This window comes from Burkholderia cepacia ATCC 25416, assembly GCF_001411495.1.
In the GTDB taxonomy this organism is placed as follows: domain Bacteria; phylum Pseudomonadota; class Gammaproteobacteria; order Burkholderiales; family Burkholderiaceae; genus Burkholderia; species Burkholderia cepacia.
In genome coordinates this window covers 2917103-2936464 of record NZ_CP012981.1, presented here as the reverse complement: position 1 = coordinate 2936464, position 19362 = coordinate 2917103, and the positions used below count along the sequence as shown (strand labels likewise).

The following is a 19362-nucleotide window of genomic DNA, read 5'->3' as shown; positions in this document are numbered from 1 at the left end:
CGTTCGCGCCATGCCCCAACTTAGGGATTTCCTCTATGGCGTGGGTTCGAGGCGAAGCGCACCATCCGTCTCAAGCAAATGGAACCGGTTCCATTCCGGGGAAAAGAGGGCAGAATGACAGACATCGTGATCGTGGCGAGCGCATTCGGGATGGACCGCGTGCGTCAGGAGGGCCACAGCGCATTCGTCGCGACCGCGGCGGCGTCGGGTGCGACGGGTTTCGAGGTGCGGCGCGAACTGTTCGCGTCGGAAGCGGACGCTGCGCCCGGCGCGCTCGCCGCGCTGGGTGCGCTACTGGCCGGCCACGGGCTGTGGTCGGTCTATTCGACGCCGGCCAACCTGTACACGGAAACGGGCGCGCTCGATGCGGATGCATTGCGCGGCGCGCTTGCGGAAGCCGACGCGCTCGGCGCGCGCTTCGTGAAATTCCAGCTCGGCGGCTTCGCCGGCGACGCGCACGCGGCCGACATCGTCGCGCTGTCGCGCGGCGCGAAGGCCCGCGTGGTGGTCGAGAACGGCCAGCTTCCGGTCGGCGGAGCGCTCGCGCAGTTCCGCGGCCTGTTCGATGCGTTGGCCGCCGCGGGCATGCCCGATGCGCTCGGGATGACGTTCGACATCGGCAACTGGCAGTGGCCGGGCGAAGCGCCGCTTGATTGCGCACAAGTGCTCGCGTCCCATGTGGAATACATTCACTGCAAGGCCGTCGAGGGCGAGGGCGCGCGCCGTTTCGCCGCCGCGCCGGCGCCGAACGACCCGCTCGTGACCGGCGTGCTCGCGGCGCTGCCGCAGCAGGCGCCGCGCGGCATCGAGTTTCCGTTCGACGCGGCCGACCTGGCGGGCGATGCATGCCGGCGAGTCGCGTGGCTCGCAACCGCGTGACGGCGGAAGGATCCTGGAGAGTTCATTCATGAAAGCAGCACTCGATGTCGTGACCTACGGCGAAGCGATGGCGATGTTCGTCGCGACCGAGCCCGGTCATCTCGCGCATGCGACGCAATTCGCGAAGCGGATCGCGGGCGCCGACCTGAACGTCGCGATTGGCCTGTCGCGGCTCGGCTTCCGGGTGGGCTGGATGAGCCGCGTCGGCCGCGATTCGTTCGGCGGCTACGTGCTCGACACGCTGGCGCGCGAGGGCATCGACGCATCGTGCGTGACCGTCGATCCGCGCTACCCGACCGGCTTTCAGCTCAAGTCGCGCAACGACGACGGCAGCGACCCGACCGTCGAGTATTTCCGCAAGGGTTCGGCCGCGAGCCACCTGTCGTGCGACGACTACGTGGCCGACTACGTGCTCGGCGCGCGCCACCTGCACCTGACGGGCGTCGCGCCGGCGATCTCCGCGACGTCGTGCGAGCTTGCGTTCAAGCTGGCGCGCGAAATGCGCGCGGCCGGCAAGACGATCTCGTTCGACCCGAACCTGCGCCCGACGCTGTGGCCGTCCGCCGACGTGATGGCGAAGACGCTGAACGCGCTCGCGTCGCTCGCCGACTGGGTGCTGCCGGGCATCGCCGAAGGGCGGCAGTTGACCGGGCACGACACGCCGGCCGATATCGCGGGCTTCTATCTCGCGCAAGGCGCGCGCGGGGTGGTGATCAAGCTCGGTGCCGAAGGGGCGTATTACCGGACGGCTGACGGCCGTGACGGAACGGTGGCGGGCGAGCGTGTGCGGAACGTCGTCGACACGGTCGGCGCCGGTGACGGCTTCGCGGTCGGCGTGGTCAGCGCGCTGCTGGAAGGGAAGACGATCGAGCAGGCCGTGGCGCGCGGCAACCGCATCGGCGCGCTTGCGATCCAGGTGATCGGCGACTCGGAAGGGCTGCCGACCCGTGCCGCGCTCGATCGATTCGAAAACGTCACCAATCACGCCGATCGCTTAGAGGAAACCTTCACCGCGCAATGAGAGGCCGGACACGGCACAATCCGCGGACTCATTTAGTCGTGCATGTATGGGATCGGAGTAAGCGTTAAAGCACTAACTCTGGTCGACCGCGAAGCATGGGATCGGAGTAAGCGCTGAAGTGCGAGCTCTGATCGACCGCGAAGCATGGGACCAGAGTAAGCGCTAAAGCACTAACTCTGATCGACCGCGAAGCATGGGATCGGAGTAAGCGCTAAAGCGCTAACTCCGATCGACACAGGAGACATTCTGATGGCCAATACACTCGCTGCCCGCCGCTGGTGGACGATCATGCCGATCGTCTTCATCACCTACAGCCTCGCCTACCTCGACCGCGCGAACTACGGGTTCGCCGCCGCAGCCGGCATCAACCAGGACCTCGGGATCAGCAAGGGCCTGTCGTCGCTGATCGGCGCGCTGTTCTTCCTCGGCTACTTCTTCTTCCAGATCCCCGGCGCAATCTATGCGGAACGCCGCAGCGTGAAGAAGCTCGTGTTCGTCAGCCTCATCCTGTGGGGCGCCTGCGCGGCACTCACGGGCGTGGTCAGCAACATCCCGTCGCTGATGGCGATCCGCTTCGTACTCGGCGTCGTCGAGGCGGCCGTGATGCCCGCGATGCTGATCTACATCAGCAACTGGTTCACGAAGAACGAACGCTCGCGCGCGAACACGTTCCTGATCCTCGGCAACCCGGTCACCGTGCTGTGGATGTCGATCGTCTCGGGCTATCTCGTGCACGAATTCGGCTGGCGCCACATGTTCATCGCCGAAGGCGTGCCGGCCGTCCTCTGGGCCGTGTGCTGGTGGTTCCTCGTGCAGGACAAGCCGGCCGATTCGCCGTGGCTCAACGCGCAGGAAAAACGCGACCTCGACGCCGCGCTCGCGGCCGAGCAGGCAGCGATCAAACCCGTGCGCAACTATGGCGAGGCATTCCGCTCGCCGGCCGTGATCAAGCTGTGCGCACAGTATTTCTGCTGGAGCATCGGCGTGTACGGCTTCGTGCTATGGCTGCCGTCGATCGTCAAGAACGGCTCCGACCTCGGGATGGTCGCGACCGGCTGGCTGTCCGCGCTACCGTATCTCGCCGCGACGATCGCGATGCTCGCCGCGTCGTGGGCGTCCGACAAGGTCGGTTCGCGCCGTGGCTTCGTGTGGCCGTTCCTGCTGATCGGCGCGGCCGCGTTCGCCGCATCGTACGCCCTCGGCTCGTCGCATTTCTGGATCTCGTATGCGCTGCTGGTCGTGGCCGGTGCCGCCATGTACGCGCCGTACGGCCCGTTCTTCGCGATCGTCCCGGAACTGCTGCCGAAGAACGTGGCCGGCGGCGCGATGGCGCTGATCAACAGCATGGGCGCGCTCGGCTCGTTCGTCGGCTCGTACTTCGTCGGCTACCTGAACGGTGCGACCGGCTCGCCCGTCGCGTCGTACGCGTTCATGAGCGCCGCGCTCGTCGCCGCGGTGATCCTCACGCTGTCCGTCAAACCCCAGGCGCCCGATACGCATCCGCTCGCGGCGCCGCTGCAAGGAAAATGAATCAGATGAAGCCCCGTATCGTCGCGTACAAGCCGCTGCCCGATGACGTCCTCGCGTACCTGCGCGAGCATGCGGACGTCGTGCAGGCCGACGGCGCCGCAGCCCTCGCCGATGCGCTCGGCGACGCGGACGGCGCGATCGGCGCGAGCCTGAAGGTCACGCCGGACATGCTCGACCGCGCACCGCGGCTGAAGGCGTGGTCGACGATTTCGGTCGGCTACGACAACTTCGACGTCGCGGATCTCACGCGGCGCGGGATCGTGCTCGCGCATACGCCGGACGTGCTGACCGAATCGACCGCCGATACGGTGTTCTCGCTGATCCTCGCGTCCGCGCGACGCGTGGTCGAGCTGGCCGAGTGGGTGAAGGCAGGCCACTGGCATCGCAGCATCGGCCCCGACCTGTACGGTACCGACGTGCAGGGCAAGACGCTCGGCATCGTCGGGCTCGGGCGGATCGGCGGCGCGGTCGCGCGCCGCGCGGCGCTCGGCTTCCGGATGCAGGTGCTGTATGCGAACCGGTCCGCGCATGCGGAAGCCGAAACGCAGTACGGCGCACGGCGCGTGACGCTCGACGAACTGCTCGCGCAAGCGGATTTCGTGTGCCTGCAAGTGCCGCTGTCACCCGAAACGCACCACCTGATCGGCGCGGCCGAATTCGCGAAGATGAAACGCGGCGCGATACTGATCAATGCATCGCGCGGGCCGGTGGTCGACGAAGCCGCGCTGATCGATGCGCTGCGCGCGGGTACGATCCGCGGCGCGGGGCTCGATGTGTTCGAGAAGGAACCGCTGGCCGCGGATTCGCCGCTGCTGCAGATGAAGAATGTCGTCGCGCTGCCGCATATCGGCTCGGCGACGCACGAGACGCGCCACGCGATGGCGCGCTGCGCCGCGGAAAACCTGGTCGGCGCGCTGGCCGGCACGCTGCGCACGAATCTCGTCAATCCGGATGCGCTCGCACGCGCCTGAGCCGCGGCGGGTAACGGGCCGACCGCGAGCGGGTGCCCGCCCGGCGGCCGGGCGGCTTCGTTAGAGTCGATGGTCTTGGTGCCGGAGGGCTGGCTGCGTTATGATCCCCGCGCGTCGTATCGACGGCACGGCAGCGCTGCCGGCGGCGTCTCGCGACGGGTATCCGCGCCAGGTCCGGTGCGGCCGACTGCTTGTGCACGTGACCGGGGCGGGTGCCGACGCGCCGGCGCTGATCGACCGCGAAGCATGGGATCCGCGTAAGCGGTGAAGGGCGGACGCTGATCGACCGCGAAGCATGGGATCCGCGTAAGCGCTGAAGCGCTAACGCGGATCGACAGGAGATTCCACCGGGTGGCTTACGTTTCCAACAACAAAGATCCGTCTGCTCACGACGCGGCGCGGATCGAACGTCGCGAGGCACGACAGTGACCGATTCGCAACCAACCACAACGCGTCCGGCGACGATCAGCGATGTCGCGCGCGAAGCCGGCACCGGCAAAACCAGCGTGTCGCGCTACCTGAACGGCGAGACGCACGTGCTGTCCACCGATCTGCGCCAGCGGATCGAAGCGGCAATCGCGCGGCTCAACTACCGGCCGAACCAGATGGCGCGCGGGCTCAAGCGCGGCCGCAACCGGCTGCTCGGCATGCTCGCAGCCGACCTGACCAATCCCTATACCGTCGAAGTGCTGCAAGGCGTCGAGGCGGCCTGCCAGGCGCTCGGCTACATGCCGCTGATCTGTCACGCGGCAAACGAAGTCGAGATGGAGCGCCGTTTCCTGCAGCTGCTCACGACCTACCGCGTCGAAGGGCTGATCGTCAACGCGCTCGGCGCCGATGAGGACGTGCTGCGCCCGCTGCGCGGGGCCGGCATCCCGGCCGTGCTCGTCGACCGGACCGTCGAGGGCTTCGAGGCCGACCTGATCGGCCTCGACAACGCCGACGCGATCGAGACGGCACTCGCGCACCTGATCGAACACGGTTTCGACGCAATCCATTTCGTCGTGCAGCCGTTCGAGCGCGTCAGCTCGCGGCGCCTGCGCGAGGCCGCATTCCGCGCGGCACTCGGCGCGCGCGGGCTGACGGTGCCGTCGACGGTCGTGCTCGACCTGAACGAGCCCGATGCGACCGCGGCGGCGTTCGCCGACATCGATGCCCGCATCGACGACGCGGCACGGCGCGGCGTGCGCGCGGCGCTGTTCGCCGCGAACGCGCCGGTCGCGCTCGCGATCGCGCGCCACCTGCGCGCGCGCTTCGGCGCCGCATGGCAGCAGAAGGCGGCGCTGCTGTCGATCGACGATCCGGAATGGGCCGAGTTGATCGGTATCACGACGATCCGGCAGCCGACCTACGAAATCGGCTACAAGGCCGTCGAATTCGTGCACGAGCGGATCGACGGCGCAGCGGGCGACGTACGCGTCTCGCTGTTGCCCGGCGAGCTGGTTGTGCGCGCGTCGACCGCAAGCTGAGTATCATTCGGGGCACGCAGCGCGTCAGGTGCGCTGCCCCGAACAAGGAAATACATGACTGTCGCCCCCGTCACGCTGGCGGTGCTGATCGCCGCCACGCTGATCATCGCGCTCCTGCCGCTCGTCCTCTTCCGTATCCTGCGCAAGCCGCTTGCGCTGAACCGCCGCGACACGATCGTCGGCGTGGCCGTCTTCACGCTGTTCGCGATGATCCTCGAACGCGCATTCCACGGGCTCGTGCTGAGCCAGACGCCGCCCGACGGCTGGCTCACGCAGCCGCTCGCGTTCGTCGCGTACAGCGCGCTTGCGACCGCCGTGTTCGAGGAAGCCGGCCGTTATCTCGGGATGCGTTTCCTGAACCGCCGCTACGGCGCGTCGGCCGGCGACAGCCGCGGAATCGGCTACGGGATCGGCCACGGCGGCGCCGAAGCGTGGTTCGTCGGCGTACTCGTGTGGGGCCAGTGGTCGTATCTCGCGTGGCTCGCGAGCCGCGGCCAGCTCGAGACCCAGCTCGCCGACCTGCCGGGCGATACCGTCGTGCGGCTGCACGTGATGCTCGCGACGCTGTCGGCACAGTCGATCCTGCTGTTGCTGCTCGAACGCTGCGCGGCGTTCGTGCTGCAGCTTGCGCTGTCGGTGCTGGTCTGGCGCGGCGTGCGCGCCGGCCGCGCGGGCGTGTTGCCGCTCGCGATCGTGCTGCATGCGCTGGCAGCCGCGCCGGCGCTGCTGTACCAGGTGCGCGTGCTGCCGGCCGGCTGGGTCGAGGCCGCGTATTTCGTGCTGGCCGCGCTTCTGGTCGTCGTGCTGGTGAAGGCGTGCCGGCCGCCGCAATCGGCAGCCTGACGGGAGAGACGGGATGGACGACTATCTGATCGAATGCCAGAGCGCGGAATTCGAAGCGCTCGCACGCGTGATCTGCGATCTCTTTCCGGAGCAGACGCGGTTCGCCGAAAGCAGCGACGCGCGCGGGCGGTTCTTGTCCGTGCACTGGCTCGCGATGCGTTTCGGCGCGACGCCGAAGCGGATGACGCTCGATATCCGCATCGTGCCGGCGGCACTCGCTCGCTATCTGGCGCTCAAGCCGATGCAGCGCGCGCGCAGCCATGCGGTGCTGCATGCGTATACGGAAGCGATGCTCGGGTCGCTCGAGGAGCGCCACGCGGCCGGCGAGGCCGTCGAGCGGGACGCCGAACTCGAGCTCGACGAAGACTTTGCGTGATCGTTCGCGCCGGCGCGATGCCGGCACGACGCGTCACGCGTCGCGGTAGACCTGCGCGAAGCGCTGCGCCTGCACGACACCGTAGTCGCCGGGCGCGTATTGCATCACCCAGTCGCCGGCGACGCCGCGCAGCGTGTCGCCGTTTTCCGAGCGGGCGATCGTGAACGGCTCGTCCATCCGGCGGGCGAGCACGACGGCCGGCCGGTTCCGGTAGGCGCCCGGTGCGCCGTGTGCGAGTGCCGGATCGGCGGGCAGGTATTTGGCGTCGAAGCGCGCGCGCGACACGACCCAGCGGTCGCCGGTGGAGCCCGTGATCAGCGCGTCGCCCGCCACATAGCGGTTCGGGCCTTCGAGGCTCATCAGTTCGCCGTCGGCGTCCGCGAAGGAAACGGCGACGGTTTCGTCCTTGACGACGCGACGGGCCTGCGGATCGGTACGCAGGTCGATGTGCTTGAGTTCGAGCATGGCGGGGAAGTGCGGGAAAAGCCGGGAGCTTATCCCGAATCCGGCGCGCCGTGTGACGCGCCGGTCGCCTGTAGCGGTGCCGTTCGGCCCGGACGGGCCGTGTGCGGTGCCGGCGGAGCCGGCAGGGCGGGCGTCAGGGCTGCGCGGGTGCGCTGGCAGCCGGCGCGGCTGCCGCCTTGCCTTCCTTGCCCTTTGTCTTGCCCTTGCCACGATGCTCGCCGCCGTGGTGCAGCCAGCTGCGGAACGTCGTGTCGGCCAGTGCCTTCTGGTCGGCCGGGAAACTCTCGTAGAGCGGTGCGAAGGCGTCGGCGAGCTTCTTCGCGCCGTCCGCGTTCGCCTGCGACAGTTCCGCATACTGCTTCATGTCGTCGAGTGCGGAGACGTCGTGCTTGGCCATTCGTTCACGATAGAGGCGGCCCATCGTGTCGCCGTTGCCGCGCATCGTGTCGGCGAACGTCTTCCACTGCGGCTCCTGCGCCGACGTGATCTTCAACTGGTCGTGCAGGTACTTGATGCGCTGCTCGACGCGGGCTTCATGGCGCGCCTCGCGCTGCTCGGCGGTCGGGGCCGAAGCCGCGGCTGCGGTCGTCGTGGCCTGAGCGGGCGCTTGCGGCTGCGCCGGGGTTTGCGCGAACGCGCTGGCTGCAACGGCGAGCGTAGCGAGGGTGAGCGAGATTTTCTTCATGGTTGGCTCTCCGGGGTGGTGTCTGGCGAGCGGGCGCGGCGGCAATTGCCGCAAGCACGCATCTCGCATCGCCAGCTATTAGTAGCACGTTGAGTGCGGCGCAGCAGTGAATGCGACACTTGCTTACATCCGATACGAATCGAAATTGAAAGGTTCGAATCGGTTCCGGGCGATGCCGTTTGGGCGGGCCGGCGTTCGGCGCTATCATCGCGTCACCTTCCACTTTGCCGGCACGTCGTGCCCCGGCCCAGCCTCATGCGTCCACCCCGCCTCGACCAACTCGACGATCTCGACCGGCAACTCGTCGCGCTGCTGCAGGCCGATGCGCGTGCCAGCGTCGCGGATCTCGCGCGCCAGCTCGACGTCGCGCGCACGACGGTCGTCGCACGCATCGCGCGGCTCGAACGTACCAACGTGATCGCCGGCTACAGCGTCCGGCTCGGGCAGGACGTGCTCGACGCGAGCATTTACGCGTATGTCGGCATCATCCTTACGCCGAAGTTCGGCAAGGACGTGTTGCGCAAGCTCGACCGGATGCCCGAGGTGCAACTGCTGTGCGCGGTGAGCGGCGAGTACGACTACGTCGCATGGCTGCGCGCCGATTCGCCCGAACGGCTCAACGACCTGCTCGACCAGATCGGCACGCTCGAAGGCGTCGAGCGCACGACGACGTCGATCATCCTGTCGCGCAAGATCGATCGCGGGACGATCGGCGGCTGACGTTCAGGCGCGGTGTTCGTTGCACCGCGCTTGTTGCGCTGCCGTATCGGCCCGACATAGAGCCGCTCGCATTGCGGTGTGACGATCGTGTCGATAGACAGCGTGCGTTCAACGCGATGCCGCACGATGAAGATCGCCGCGAGCGCGCCGCGTTGATCGTCGCGCTCGCGTGGAGGCTGACGTTCACTTCGACGATGAGCAGGTCGGCGATTCGCGTACCGACGATGTTGACCAGCACCACCGTTGGCTGGCAGATCCACGGCACCTCGCAGTGCGTACGCAACTGCATCCACAACGCAATCGCGAGCCGCGACGCCATCGCGATGCGCGCGACGATCCGGCCGGGCCCCACGTTGAGCGCGAGATAGTCCGCGCCGGTTTCGCCGACCGTGGTCGACATGATCTTGCCGATCCGGAGCGACAGCGCGACGTCGGGCACCTTGGTCAGCCAGTGCCGCGTGCGTTCGGCGGGCAGGGATTGCATGCGATGCCTCCTCGGCAATCGTGTAGTCGGCATGCAGTCCGGCTCGCGAGACTTTGGCCAGTCACGGCAGGCCCGCGACGGGTGAAAAAACCCCGTTTCGACGTTTCGACGAAATATGTCGTCGTAACGTCGAAATTATCGGTCGTTTCGCATCATTCTTCGTCTTGGAACTGATTTTGCGCGTCCCTAAACTGTGTTCATGGCTCAACGCCGTCCACTACATCACACCCATCATCAGGAGATAAGCGCATGAAAATCGCCATCGTCGGCGCAGGTCTGATCGGCCACACCATTGCTCACATGCTGCGTGAAACGGGCGACTACGAAGTCGTCGCGTTCGACCGCGATGCGGATGCGCTCGCGAAGCTGTCGCGCGAAGGCATCGCGACGCAACGGGTCGATTCGGCCGACGCAAACGCGATTCGCGAAGCAGTGAAGGGTTTCGATGCACTCGTCAATGCGCTGCCTTATTACCTCGCGGTCAACGTTGCCGCCGCCGCGAAGGCAGCCGGCGTCCACTACTTCGACCTGACCGAAGACGTGCGCGCGACCCACGCGATCCGCGAGCTGGCCGAAGGCTCCGACCGTGCGTTCATGCCGCAGTGCGGCCTCGCACCGGGCTTCATCGGTCTCGCCGCGCATGAACTGGTGAACGGCTTCAGCGAAGTGCGCGACGTGAAGATGCGCGTCGGCGCCTTGCCCGAGTATCCGACCAACGCGCTGAAGTACAACCTGACGTGGAGCGTTGACGGCCTGATCAACGAATACTGCCAGCCGTGCGAAGCGATCCGCGACGGCCGCAAGCAGTGGGTGCAGCCGCTCGAAGGCCTCGAGCACTTCTCGCTCGACGGTACCGAATACGAAGCGTTCAACACGTCGGGCGGCCTCGGCACGCTGTGCGAGACGCTGTCGGGCAAGGTCGAGACGCTCGACTACAAGTCGGTGCGCTACCCGGGCCACCGCGATCTCGTGCAGTTCCTGCTCGAGGACCTGCGCCTGTCGACCGATCGCGACACGCTGAAGTCGATCATGCGCCGCGCGGTGCCGTCGACGAAGCAGGACGTCGTGCTCGTGTTCATCACCGTGACGGGCGTGAAGGACGGCCAGCTGGTGCAGGACGTGTTCACGCGCAAGATCTTCGCGAAGGACGTGTGCGGGATGCACATGAGCGCGATCCAGATCACGACGGCCGGCGCGATGTGCGCGGTGCTGGATCTGTTCCGCGAGAAGAAGCTGCCGCAAAGCGGTTTCATCCCGCAGGAAAAGGTGTCGCTGAAGGCGTTCCTGTCGAACCGCTTCGGCAAGCTGTACGAAGGCGGCACGATGGAGCGCGTGCACGCGGTGGCCTGACCGTCCGCCAGCCTCCGGCACGAGGGCCGTACGACGCCGGGAGCGCAGCAGCGCTTCCGGCGTTGTTTTTTGCGGGAACGAACAGGAGGGGCGATCAGGCCGGCAGCGGCGGGACGATCGTTGCCGCAGGCGGAGGCGGCGCGATGCGGTACAGCAGCGTATCGATGTCGGCGTCGGATGGCGCGGTGTTGTCGAACATCACGATGCCGTCGCATTCGTGGCCGGTCGGCACGAAGCGGCGCTGCCGGTATTCGTCCCAGTGCGCGAGCTTGTAGGCATCGTTCGGGTTGCCGCGCGCGACGATTCGCTGGTGCGCGACGTCTTCCGACGTGTAGACCCAGACGACCGTCAGCGTGACGTCGGGGGAGATGCCGAGCCATGCGCGGTCGAGAATGCGGCGATCGCGCACTTCGCGCGACAGCGGGCCGACGACGAGCGCGCCGATGCCCAGCGCGAGATTTTCACGGGCCGTGTCGAGCAGGCCCTGGTATTCGGGATCGCGCAGGTGCTTCAGGTAGAGCGGGCTGTCGCGGTCGTTCGGATCCTCGGTGAGCGCACCCATTGCGGCCGAGCTGTAGCGGCCATACAGCGTGTCCTTGTCGAGCAGGCAGAAGGCCTCGCCGGTCGCGCGCATCAGCGGCCCGATGAGCCGCTTCGCGAGCGTGGTCTTGCCGGTGCCGGCGTGACCGCAGAAGAACACCAGGTGCGTCACGAAGCCTTGCCTCCCGGCTGCGGGCTCGGCGCACCGTTGCGCTTGTCGCCGCGCGAGAACACTTCCGCCTCGAGCCACATCGCGTTGATGATGCCGAAGCCGAGCGCCACGCCGATGCCGAGAATCCACGAGAAATACCACATGGGTCTGTCTCCTTGACGGTTGGGCCGCAGTGTCCTGGTGCGCGTGCTGCGGCGCACGCAGCCCGATCATGACCAATATCGTCGTGCCGCGCAAGCCGGGCCGCCCGCGCAGCAAACCGGTAAACTGATGCGCAAACCGCAACATCAGAGACACCATGCTGATCAACTGTGCTGCATACCAGGACGGCCGCAAGCTGGCCGACATCGATATCGACGCCATCAGCGACTACGTGTCGAAGCCCGAATGCTTCGTGTGGGTCGCGCTGAAGGATCCGACACCCGAGGAAATCGACCTGATGGGCGAGGAGTTCGGGCTGCACGAGCTCGCACTCGAGGATGCCCGCAAGGGGCACCAGCGGCCGAAGATCGAGGAGTACGGCGATTCGCTGTTCGCGGTGCTGCATACGGTCGAGCTCGATGACGACGGCGAATTCAAGGTGGGCGAGCTGAACGTGTTCGTCGGCCCGAACTACGTGCTGTCGATCCGCAATCACACCGAGCAGGATTTCCGCGACGTGCGCAAGCGCTGCGAGCACGAGCCGCATCTGCTGCGGGAAGGCTCGGCGTTCGTGTTCTACGCGCTGATGGACCAGGTCGTCGACCGCTATTTCCCGATCCTCGAAACGCTCGGCACCGAGCTCGAGGAACTCGAGGATCGGATCTTCGCGAAGGCCACGCCCGCGTCGTCGCGCGCGATCATCGAGGATCTCTATTCGCTGAAGCGCCGGCTCGTGACGCTGTACCAGCACACGGCGCCGCTGATCGAGCCGCTCGCGAAACTCACCGGCGGACGCGTGCCGCAGGTCTGCAGCGGGATGGCGGCTTATTTCCGCGACGTGTACGACCATCTGCAGAGGATCGTGAAGACGATCGAAGGGCGCCGCGAGATGGTCGTCACGGCGATCCAGGTCAACCTCGGGATGATTTCGCTGGCCGAGAACGAAGTGACGAAACGGCTCGGTTCGTTCGCCGCGCTGTTCGCGATACCGACGATGATCGCCGGCATCTACGGGATGAACTTCGCGAACATGCCCGAGTTGCACCTGAAATACGGTTTCTACGGCTGTATCGCGGTGATGGTCGTCGCCGACTTCGCGCTGTGGTGGCGATTCAAGCGGGCAGGGTGGCTGTAGTCCTGCGTCGCGCCTAGCGCGGCGCGTGCTTGCCGATAACGACGCGCCACGGACGCACACGCCACGATTTCACGAGGCCGTTCTGCACATACGGATCGGCGCGCGCGAACGACTCGGCCGCCTCCGGCGAATCGCCCTCGAACACGAGCACGGCCTGGTCGGCCGGGTCCGACAGCGCGCCGGCGAGCACGAGTTCGCCGCGCTCGGTCGCGGCCTGTGCAAGCGCGAGATGTTCGGCGCGGAACGGTTCGCGCCGCGACAGGTAATCGTCGACGAGTTCGTAGATCAGCTGGTAATGCATGCGTGGCTCCGGGAAGGGGGCGGCGGCGCGGTCGTCGTGTCGGCGCGGCTGCCGGTCGGTCTGTTGCGGCCAGTATAGGACAGCCGGGTGGCCGGCGCGTCGCCACCGGGAGCGTAATCCTGTTCTCGAGATTGCAACTAACGGTCAGCCAACTCAGCGACCTGAAATCCTGCCCGCGGTCGCGCCTTTGATCCCACCGCTTTTTCTTCGTGTTTCGCAGGTCCGGGAGACGCGGTTCGCATCGACGATGCGGTCACGTCTGCAGGGCAGGCCCTGGCGGAAGCTCGATGTATGCGCCGCGGCCGCACCGGCGGCCCGCGCCTACGCCTTGTATCCGATCGTGCGCAGCAGATCCTTGCGCCAGCGCACGTCGTCGTCGTTTTCGACGCCGAGCGGCGGAAAGCCGTCGACAACACCGGCGATCCCGCGCCCCTGCGCGCTTTCCGCGACGATCACGTCGGTCGGGTTCGCGGTCGCGCAGTAGATCCGGCAGACCTCCGGCACGGCCTTGATCGCATTGAGCACGTTGACCGGATAGAAACCGTCGCCGAGGAACACGATGAACGCGTGACCGGCGCCGATCGCAAGGGCGTTGCGGCACGCGAGCTCGACGAGTTCCGCATTGGTGCCGGAGCGGCGCACGAGACGTTTGCCCGATGCCTCGCAGAACGCGAGCCCGAAACGAATGCCCGGCACGGTGCCGACCAGCGTCTCGTGGATGTCCTCGACGGACTTGATGAAATGCGACTGGCCGAGGATGAAATTCACGGCCTCGGGTTTGTCGATGGTGACGGTTTCGAATTGCAGCATGGCGGACCTCGTCTGGCGATGCGGCGCGCGCGCCGCAATGGGCTCTCCAAGCTTAGTACGCGGCGGCTGGCGTCGAAAGCGACGCGTCCTATCCTTGGTTGTGTAGGGCGCGCGAGCGCGAATGCAACGGAGGGGAGCATGGACGTGCGACACGGCTTCGTCGACTGCGTGGGACGCACGCCGTTGATCCGGCTGGCGAAGCTCAGCGCGGAAACGGGCTGCGAAATCCTGGGCAAGGCGGAATTCATGAATCCGGGCGGTTCGGTGAAGGATCGCGCGGCGCTCTACATCATCCGCGACGCCGAGCAGCGCGGCGCGCTGAAGCCGGGCGGCACCGTCGTCGAGGGCACGGCGGGCAACACGGGCATCGGTCTTGCGCACATCTGCGCGGCGCGCGGTTATCGCTGCGTGATCGTGATTCCCGACACGCAATCGCCGGACAAGATGGCGATCCTGCGCACGCTCGGCGCCGACGTGCGCCCGGTGCCGGCGGCGCCGTATCGCGACCCGAACAATTATCAGAAGATTGCCGGGCGGCTCGCGGACGAACTCGACAATGCGGTATGGGCCAACCAGTTCGACAACGTCGTCAACCGGCAGGCGCACTACGAGACGACCGGACCGGAAATCTGGCGCGATACGGCGGGCACGGTCGATGCGTTCGTCTGCGCAACCGGCACGGGCGGCACGCTGGCGGGCGTGAGCCGCTACCTGAAGGAGCAGAATCCTGAGGTCCGGATCGTGCTGGCCGATCCGCACGGAAGCGGGCTCTACGGTTACGTGAAAACGGGCGACCTCGGTGCCGAAGGCAGCTCGATCACCGAAGGCATCGGCTCGACGCGCGTCACCGCGAATCTGGCCGGCGCACCGATCGACGACGCCGTGAGGATCGACGATTCGCAGTGCGTGACGATGGTCTACCGGCTGCTGCGCGAAGAAGGGCTGTACGTCGGCGGATCGAGCGGAATCAACGTCGCGGCGGCGGTCTGGCTGGCCCGCAGGATGGGCCCGGGGCATACGATCGTGACTTTGCTGTGCGATCGCGGCGACATCTATCGTGCTCGGCTCTTCAACCGCGAATGGCTGCGCGAAAAGGGGCTGGAATCGGGGTTGGAACCAGAACGGGCACCCGAATGAGGAAGGGGTGAGGCGGCGTTTCCATTGACTCGAATGCGACCTATGCTGAACAAATCCGGAGCGAACGCCGTTCGCCCGATTCGCCCAGACGAGGTGTGCCATGCCAGTATCAGCCACCCTGCAGGATTGCCTGCGCCAGAAGTCATCGCGGTACGAAGTGGTGTACCACCCCTATAGCCATACGAGCATGGAGACGGCCGCCGCCGCGCATATCCCCGGCGATCGCCTCGCGAAAACCGTGCTCCTCGAAGACGACGAAGGCTACGTCGCAGCCGTATTGCCGACCACGCACGCCGTGCGCCTGTCGGATCTCTGGGTGAAGACGGGACGCCATCTCGTGCTCGCCCGCGAGGTCGAACTGCGCGAGCTGTTCAAGGATTGCGACATGGGTGCGCTGCCGCCGGTCTGCATGGCGTACGGCATGAAGACGTTTCTCGAGGAACGACTCGCACAGCAGCCGGAAGTCTATTTCGAGGCCGGCGACCACGAAGCACTGATCCACATGATGCAGGATGAATTCCTGACGCTGATGGAGACGGCCGAGCGTGCGCATTTCTCGCACAAGATGCAGGGCATGCAGTCCTGACGCTTGCGGTGCACGGGCATTTGTCGGTGCGAGTGTGACAGGGTTGCAGGTCTTGTCAGCGGGATGGCCGTCGGATAGTTAATTCGCCATCCGAATTTTTTGGCGGCGTATTTACGGCGGCCGACCAATCCTTAATTTAAGTCGCATTCCAGATTAACTGTTCTGGTACCTCTGGTTCGACATCTCCGGTGCGCCGTCCTTGAGGAAACGATCCCGGCCAGTTCGAGGCGGTCGACTGGCATGTCCGTCGACATGCGGGCGATGACGAGGCGGGGGATGCATCCTCGAGGTTACTTTCCGAATGCCCTTTTTTGGTGCTATGCAGGAGATATGCCGATATTTATGTTGAAGCGGATCAATATCCGTTTTCGCATATACCCATACAATTCAATTACCAAATTAATAATAAAAGTTGTATTTGTGCTTACCGGAATATTATTTGAATATCCCCTCCAAACTTTGTATTCGGGTATCAAATAAAGTTTGACGGCAAAATTTTTTCCTTGCTATCTTCTGCACCCAAGTGAACGGCGCCAATGACATCACCGCGTAACGAACGGCGAATCGTCATACGAAACATGCGGCGCCGCCCGCTCAGCTGACAATTGCCTGAACGTGCAGGCGCGTGGTTTTCCGGTGCAACACCGGGCCGCGCCGGCCGGAACGATTCCTTGAAAAAGAGTGTATTGGAATTCGAATGCAATTCTTTCAATTCGGATTGCAAATTGAATTTGAAATGAAATGTTCGGGTAGATGCGATGGCGATGCCGACCTGGTTTCGCCGCCGGCAGCAATCCGAAACTGGGCGAATCGCTTGGGGGATGGATGGTGGGCATGAAAGTCGAAGAAAGTCTGGTTACGTCGAACAGCGGACTGGCTACGCTGGGCCGTCCGCGAGAGTTCGGCAAGAAGCAACAGAATCCGGTACGCCGGTTCGGCGGCGTCGGAATCGTCCTGGTGCTGCATGCAGTGCTGATCTACGCGTTGCTCAACGGCCTGGCGACGAAAGTCGTGCAGGTGATCCAGCACCCGATCGAAACCCGCATCATCGAGCCGGTCAAGCCGCCGCCGCCACCGCCGATGCCCGTGGTCAAACTCCCGCCGCCGAAGTTCGCGCCGCCGCCGCCCCCGTTCGTCCCGCCGCCGGAAGTGCCGGTGCAGGCGCCGCCGCAGGCGACGATCACGCACCAGTCGGCCCCGGTACCCTCCGCGCCGGCCGTGCAGGCACCGGTCGTGGCGCCCCCGGCGCCGGCCAAGCCCGTCAGCCATGACGTGGGTGTCGTCTGCCCGAATTCGGACGCGCTTCGCGCGTCGATCCAGTATCCGAAGGAAGCGCAGGAAAACAACATCACGGGTGACGTAACGATCGAATTCGTCGTGGATGCGGAAGGGAACATCACGAACGAGCGCGTGGCGCAGTCGGCAGATCCGGTCCTCGATCGCGCTGCCTACAACACCGTAAAACGATTCAAGTGCGTCGCGCAGGGCCAGTCGGTGCGGGTCCAGGTACCGTTCTCGTTCAATCTGAATTGATGCAGTGGGCGGCCCGGCGCGAACCGGGTCGGGAAAAACCATCACGAACTGCCGTATTAAGTTCACCGAAATAACTGGAGTGGGGTATGACGAAGCGTTCACTGGCCGCGTTGGCGGCAAGCATCCTGATGTCCGTCGTCGCAGTCGACGGGTTCGTTGCGCCGCAGCTCGCCCATGCGCAGGCAAGCGGCGCGGCCGGCACGGCGGCACAGGCCGCGGCGCCGTCAGCCGCACCGGCCACGGCTCCGGCCGCCGCCGAACCGGCTCCGCCGCCCGCGCCGGCCACGACGGAAGCGGTCGAGAACCCGTACGGGCTCGGCGCGCTATGGAAGAACGGCGACTTCGTCGCCCGTTTCGTGCTGATCCTGCTGGTGATCATGTCGATGGGGAGCTGGTACATCATGATCACGAAGTTCCTGGAACAGTTGCGCGCCAACCGCCGCGCGAAACTGGCAGATGCGCAGCTCTGGTCCGCACCGTCGCTGGCCGAGGGCGCCAAGCTCCTCGACGAGGCGTCACCGTTCCGGTTCATCGCCGAAACGGCGATCGAGGCCGGCGAGCATCATGAAGATGCGCTGCTGGAAGCCGTGGACCGCAACACGTGGATCGACGTATCGGTCGAGCGCTCGATCACGAACGTGTCGAACCGGATGCAGGACGGGCTCGCATTCCTGGCCACGGTGGGCTCCACGGCGCCGTTCGTCGGGCTGTTCGGCACGGTCTGGGGGATTTATCACGCGCTGACCGCCATCGGCATCGCAGGCCAGGCGTCGATCGACAAGGTCGCGGGCCCGGTGGGCGAGGCGCTCATCATGACCGCGATCGGCCTCGCCGTCGCGGTGCCCGCGGTGCTCGGCTACAACTTCCTGGTCCGGCGCAACAAGTCGGTGATGGAGCGGGTTCGCAACTTCGGCGCGCAACTGCACACGGTGCTGCTGGCCGGCAATCGGCGCCCGGTACGCGCGGCGTCCTCGTCGCCGGCCGCGGCGTCGCTCGCGAACTGACCGGCCGACGGAGACGCGCGATGGCCATGAACGTCGGGCAGGACGATAGCGACGAGGTGATCGCCAACATCAACACGACGCCGCTCGTCGACGTGATGCTGGTGTTGCTGATCATCTTCCTGATCACGATCCCGGTCGTGACGCACACGATCCAGCTTCAGTTGCCGAAGGAGACGGTGCAACCGCTGCAGACGACGCCGAAGAGCATCGAGATCGCGGTGAACCGCGATGGCGACTTCTTCTGGGGCGAACAGCTGGTGGATGCGCAGACACTGCTCGCGAAGCTGAAGGACGTGTCGCAGCAGCAGCCGCAGCCGAGCGTCCACGTGCGCGGCGACCAGAACACGCGTTACGAGTTCATCGGCCGGGTGGTCACGATGTGCGAGCGCGCGGGGATTGCGAAACTGTCGTTCATTACGGAGTCGCCCGCGCGCGGCGGCTAGTCGTGGACGGGAATCTTGGTGAGATGGCGGGCTGGCGGTTGGGGGTGATGCACTGACGCTGGTCGGCCTTGGGGCATGGGGTCGGCGTAGGTGCTGAAGCATTAATGCTGATTGATTGCGAAGCATGAGGGCGGCGTAGGCGCTAAAGCACCAACGCTGATCGACCGCGAAGCATGGGATCAGCGTAAGTGCTAAAGCACCAACGCTGATCGACCGCGAAGCATGGGATCAGCGTAAGTGCTAAAGCACCAACGCTGATCGACCGCGAAGCATGGGATCAGCGTAAGTGCTAAAGCACTAACGCTGATCGACAGGAGTCGACGATGGGAATGAATGTGCCTTCGGGCGGAAGCAATGCCGAACCGGAAGTGATGGTCGATATCAACACCACGCCGCTGATCGATGTGATGCTGGTGTTGCTGATCATGCTGATCATCACGATCCCGATTCAGATGCATTCGGTGAAGATGGACCTGCCGGTGGGTAACCCGCCGCCGCTGGCCACGCCGCCGGAAATCGTGCAGATCGACATCGATTTCGACGGCACGACGACGTGGAACGGCGCACCGGTGCCGGACCGCACGGCGCTCGAGGCGAAACTGACCCAGGTGGCGGCGGAACCCGTGCAGGCGGAAATCCACCTGCGCCCCAACAAGCTGGTGCCGTACAAGGACGTGGCCGCCGTGCTCGCGTCCGCGCAACGCGTGGGCGCGACCAAGATCGGCCTGATCGGTAACGAACAGTTCATGCAATGACGACACGGACGA

The 19362-nt window shown here is 65.7% G+C and carries 24 protein-coding genes; 16 read left to right on the top strand and 8 right to left on the bottom strand.

All coding sequences use genetic code 11. The features are described 5' to 3' along the window. The first annotated feature begins 114 nt into the window (after positions 1-114). From APZ15_RS13530 to APZ15_RS13500, 7 genes are all read left to right on the top strand, one after another. A complete protein-coding gene (locus APZ15_RS13530; RefSeq protein ID WP_027787317.1) occupies positions 115-879 on the top strand; it encodes a xylose isomerase in 765 nt (254 codons plus the stop codon). 28 nt (positions 880-907) lie between these two features. After that, complete coding sequence (locus tag APZ15_RS13525) at positions 908-1900, top strand: sugar kinase (RefSeq protein ID WP_027787318.1); 993 nt, start codon at positions 908-910, stop codon at positions 1898-1900. A gap of 249 nt (positions 1901-2149) precedes the next feature. Beyond that, positions 2150-3430, top strand: coding sequence for an MFS transporter (locus APZ15_RS13520; RefSeq protein ID WP_021160915.1), 1281 nt, complete (start codon positions 2150-2152; stop codon positions 3428-3430). A gap of 5 nt (positions 3431-3435) precedes the next feature. Then, positions 3436-4401 carry an NAD(P)-dependent oxidoreductase gene (locus APZ15_RS13515; RefSeq protein WP_021160916.1) on the top strand — a complete coding sequence of 322 codons (966 nt, stop codon included), beginning with the start codon at positions 3436-3438 and terminating at the stop codon, positions 4399-4401. A 425-nt stretch (positions 4402-4826) separates the two neighbouring features. Then, positions 4827-5870 (top strand): LacI family DNA-binding transcriptional regulator, encoded by a 1044-nt coding sequence (locus APZ15_RS13510; RefSeq protein WP_027787319.1) that lies wholly within the window; start codon positions 4827-4829, stop codon positions 5868-5870. A 54-nt stretch (positions 5871-5924) separates the two neighbouring features. After that, positions 5925-6713, top strand: a complete 789-nt coding sequence (locus APZ15_RS13505; protein WP_027787320.1) for a YhfC family intramembrane metalloprotease — start codon at positions 5925-5927, stop codon at positions 6711-6713. Positions 6714-6726: 13 nt separating this feature from the next. Continuing rightward, complete coding sequence (locus tag APZ15_RS13500; protein WP_027787321.1) at positions 6727-7089, top strand: DUF3022 domain-containing protein; 363 nt, start codon at positions 6727-6729, stop codon at positions 7087-7089. 33 nt (positions 7090-7122) lie between these two features. On the opposite strand, the gene APZ15_RS13495 is transcribed toward APZ15_RS13500, so the two are convergent. Together APZ15_RS13495 and APZ15_RS13490 are read right to left on the bottom strand one after the other, a co-directional pair. Further along, a complete protein-coding gene (locus APZ15_RS13495) occupies positions 7123-7554 on the bottom strand; it encodes a PGDYG domain-containing protein (RefSeq protein WP_021160921.1) in 432 nt (143 codons plus the stop codon). Positions 7555-7687: 133 nt separating this feature from the next. Continuing rightward, positions 7688-8239 carry a Spy/CpxP family protein refolding chaperone gene (locus APZ15_RS13490; protein WP_027787322.1) on the bottom strand — a complete coding sequence of 184 codons (552 nt, stop codon included), beginning with the start codon at positions 8237-8239 and terminating at the stop codon, positions 7688-7690. A 255-nt stretch (positions 8240-8494) separates the two neighbouring features. Here APZ15_RS13490 and APZ15_RS13485 point away from each other — a divergent pair, with 255 nt between their 5' ends. After that, positions 8495-8959 (top strand): Lrp/AsnC family transcriptional regulator, encoded by a 465-nt coding sequence (locus APZ15_RS13485; RefSeq protein ID WP_006481526.1) that lies wholly within the window; start codon positions 8495-8497, stop codon positions 8957-8959. Here the strand turns inward: APZ15_RS13485 and APZ15_RS13480 are convergent. After that, on the bottom strand, positions 8916-9443 hold the full coding sequence (locus tag APZ15_RS13480) for a COG4705 family protein (RefSeq protein WP_051363278.1): 528 nt from the start codon (positions 9441-9443) through the stop codon (positions 8916-8918). The two genes, APZ15_RS13485 and APZ15_RS13480, sit on opposite strands and share 44 nt — an antisense overlap. 249 nt (positions 9444-9692) lie before the next feature. Here APZ15_RS13480 and APZ15_RS13475 point away from each other — a divergent pair, with 249 nt between their 5' ends. Next, positions 9693-10793: a saccharopine dehydrogenase family protein gene (locus tag APZ15_RS13475; protein WP_011352168.1), complete on the top strand. Its 1101-nt coding sequence runs from the start codon at positions 9693-9695 to the stop codon at positions 10791-10793. 94 nt (positions 10794-10887) lie between these two features. Here the strand turns inward: APZ15_RS13475 and APZ15_RS13470 are convergent, their stop codons facing one another. Together APZ15_RS13470 and cydX are read right to left on the bottom strand one after the other, a co-directional pair. After that, positions 10888-11505 (bottom strand): P-loop nucleotide/nucleoside kinase family protein, encoded by a 618-nt coding sequence (locus tag APZ15_RS13470; protein ID WP_027787323.1) that lies wholly within the window; start codon positions 11503-11505, stop codon positions 10888-10890. Then, positions 11502-11648 carry a cytochrome bd-I oxidase subunit CydX gene (gene cydX, locus APZ15_RS38455; protein WP_027787324.1) on the bottom strand — a complete coding sequence of 49 codons (147 nt, stop codon included), beginning with the start codon at positions 11646-11648 and terminating at the stop codon, positions 11502-11504. The genes APZ15_RS13470 and cydX overlap by 4 nt, the downstream gene beginning before the upstream one ends. Positions 11649-11803: 155 nt before the next feature. Between cydX and corA the strand changes: the two genes are divergently transcribed. After that, positions 11804-12781: a magnesium/cobalt transporter CorA gene (gene corA / locus APZ15_RS13465; RefSeq protein WP_027787325.1), complete on the top strand. Its 978-nt coding sequence runs from the start codon at positions 11804-11806 to the stop codon at positions 12779-12781. A gap of 13 nt (positions 12782-12794) precedes the next feature. On the opposite strand, the gene APZ15_RS13460 is transcribed toward corA, so the two are convergent. Next, a complete protein-coding gene (locus tag APZ15_RS13460) occupies positions 12795-13082 on the bottom strand; it encodes a YciI-like protein (protein WP_021160928.1) in 288 nt (95 codons plus the stop codon). Positions 13083-13403: 321 nt separating this feature from the next. Further along, entirely contained in the window at positions 13404-13892 is a 489-nt protein-coding gene (locus tag APZ15_RS13455) for an adenosine-specific kinase (RefSeq protein ID WP_027787326.1), read from the bottom strand. Between the two features lie 138 nt (positions 13893-14030). Between APZ15_RS13455 and APZ15_RS13450 the strand changes: the two genes are divergently transcribed. Both APZ15_RS13450 and APZ15_RS13445 read left to right on the top strand, forming a co-directional pair. Beyond that, positions 14031-15029, top strand: coding sequence for a cysteine synthase A (locus APZ15_RS13450; protein WP_027787327.1), 999 nt, complete (start codon positions 14031-14033; stop codon positions 15027-15029). A 100-nt stretch (positions 15030-15129) separates the two neighbouring features. After that, positions 15130-15615, top strand: coding sequence for an aminoacyl-tRNA deacylase (locus tag APZ15_RS13445; RefSeq protein ID WP_027787328.1), 486 nt, complete (start codon positions 15130-15132; stop codon positions 15613-15615). Between the two features lie 472 nt (positions 15616-16087). On the opposite strand, the gene APZ15_RS40900 is transcribed toward APZ15_RS13445, so the two are convergent. Then, complete coding sequence (locus APZ15_RS40900; protein WP_138143323.1) at positions 16088-16327, bottom strand: hypothetical protein; 240 nt, start codon at positions 16325-16327, stop codon at positions 16088-16090. Positions 16328-16449: 122 nt separating this feature from the next. Here APZ15_RS40900 and APZ15_RS13440 point away from each other — a divergent pair, with 122 nt between their 5' ends. From APZ15_RS13440 to APZ15_RS13425, 4 genes are all read left to right on the top strand, one after another. Next, positions 16450-17148 carry an energy transducer TonB gene (locus APZ15_RS13440; protein ID WP_027787329.1) on the top strand — a complete coding sequence of 233 codons (699 nt, stop codon included), beginning with the start codon at positions 16450-16452 and terminating at the stop codon, positions 17146-17148. 86 nt (positions 17149-17234) lie between these two features. After that, positions 17235-18152: a MotA/TolQ/ExbB proton channel family protein gene (locus APZ15_RS13435; protein WP_027787330.1), complete on the top strand. Its 918-nt coding sequence runs from the start codon at positions 17235-17237 to the stop codon at positions 18150-18152. A gap of 20 nt (positions 18153-18172) precedes the next feature. Continuing rightward, the gene (locus tag APZ15_RS13430) at positions 18173-18595 is read left to right on the top strand and encodes an ExbD/TolR family protein (RefSeq protein ID WP_027787331.1); all 423 of its coding nucleotides are present in this window, start codon (positions 18173-18175) and stop codon (positions 18593-18595) included. 323 nt (positions 18596-18918) lie between these two features. Then, the gene (locus APZ15_RS13425) at positions 18919-19350 is read left to right on the top strand and encodes an ExbD/TolR family protein (RefSeq protein ID WP_027787332.1); all 432 of its coding nucleotides are present in this window, start codon (positions 18919-18921) and stop codon (positions 19348-19350) included. Positions 19351-19362 lie beyond the last annotated feature (12 nt).

What these genes read in the sequence shown, in the direction of transcription:
- APZ15_RS13525 (WP_027787318.1), top strand. Translation starts at nt 908, where the DNA reads ATGAAAGCAGCACTCGATGTCGTGACCTACGGCGAAGCGATGGCGATG.
- cydX (WP_027787324.1), bottom strand. Translation starts at nt 11,648, where the DNA reads ATGTGGTATTTCTCGTGGATTCTCGGCATCGGCGTGGCGCTCGGCTTC.
- APZ15_RS13530 (WP_027787317.1), top strand. Translation starts at nt 115, where the DNA reads ATGACAGACATCGTGATCGTGGCGAGCGCATTCGGGATGGACCGCGTG.
- APZ15_RS13480 (WP_051363278.1), bottom strand. Translation starts at nt 9,443, where the DNA reads ATGCAATCCCTGCCCGCCGAACGCACGCGGCACTGGCTGACCAAGGTG.
- APZ15_RS13460 (WP_021160928.1), bottom strand. Translation starts at nt 13,082, where the DNA reads ATGCATTACCAGCTGATCTACGAACTCGTCGACGATTACCTGTCGCGG.
- corA (WP_027787325.1), top strand. Translation starts at nt 11,804, where the DNA reads ATGCTGATCAACTGTGCTGCATACCAGGACGGCCGCAAGCTGGCCGAC.
- APZ15_RS13450 (WP_027787327.1), top strand. Translation starts at nt 14,031, where the DNA reads ATGGACGTGCGACACGGCTTCGTCGACTGCGTGGGACGCACGCCGTTG.
- APZ15_RS13515 (WP_021160916.1), top strand. Translation starts at nt 3,436, where the DNA reads ATGAAGCCCCGTATCGTCGCGTACAAGCCGCTGCCCGATGACGTCCTC.
- APZ15_RS13435 (WP_027787330.1), top strand. Translation starts at nt 17,235, where the DNA reads ATGACGAAGCGTTCACTGGCCGCGTTGGCGGCAAGCATCCTGATGTCC.
- APZ15_RS13455 (WP_027787326.1), bottom strand. Translation starts at nt 13,892, where the DNA reads ATGCTGCAATTCGAAACCGTCACCATCGACAAACCCGAGGCCGTGAAT.
- APZ15_RS13490 (WP_027787322.1), bottom strand. Translation starts at nt 8,239, where the DNA reads ATGAAGAAAATCTCGCTCACCCTCGCTACGCTCGCCGTTGCAGCCAGC.
- APZ15_RS13500 (WP_027787321.1), top strand. Translation starts at nt 6,727, where the DNA reads ATGGACGACTATCTGATCGAATGCCAGAGCGCGGAATTCGAAGCGCTC.
- APZ15_RS13505 (WP_027787320.1), top strand. Translation starts at nt 5,925, where the DNA reads ATGACTGTCGCCCCCGTCACGCTGGCGGTGCTGATCGCCGCCACGCTG.
- APZ15_RS13445 (WP_027787328.1), top strand. Translation starts at nt 15,130, where the DNA reads ATGCCAGTATCAGCCACCCTGCAGGATTGCCTGCGCCAGAAGTCATCG.
- APZ15_RS13430 (WP_027787331.1), top strand. Translation starts at nt 18,173, where the DNA reads ATGGCCATGAACGTCGGGCAGGACGATAGCGACGAGGTGATCGCCAAC.
- APZ15_RS13425 (WP_027787332.1), top strand. Translation starts at nt 18,919, where the DNA reads ATGGGAATGAATGTGCCTTCGGGCGGAAGCAATGCCGAACCGGAAGTG.
- APZ15_RS13520 (WP_021160915.1), top strand. Translation starts at nt 2,150, where the DNA reads ATGGCCAATACACTCGCTGCCCGCCGCTGGTGGACGATCATGCCGATC.
- APZ15_RS13495 (WP_021160921.1), bottom strand. Translation starts at nt 7,554, where the DNA reads ATGCTCGAACTCAAGCACATCGACCTGCGTACCGATCCGCAGGCCCGT.
- APZ15_RS13485 (WP_006481526.1), top strand. Translation starts at nt 8,495, where the DNA reads ATGCGTCCACCCCGCCTCGACCAACTCGACGATCTCGACCGGCAACTC.
- APZ15_RS13475 (WP_011352168.1), top strand. Translation starts at nt 9,693, where the DNA reads ATGAAAATCGCCATCGTCGGCGCAGGTCTGATCGGCCACACCATTGCT.
- APZ15_RS13440 (WP_027787329.1), top strand. Translation starts at nt 16,450, where the DNA reads ATGAAAGTCGAAGAAAGTCTGGTTACGTCGAACAGCGGACTGGCTACG.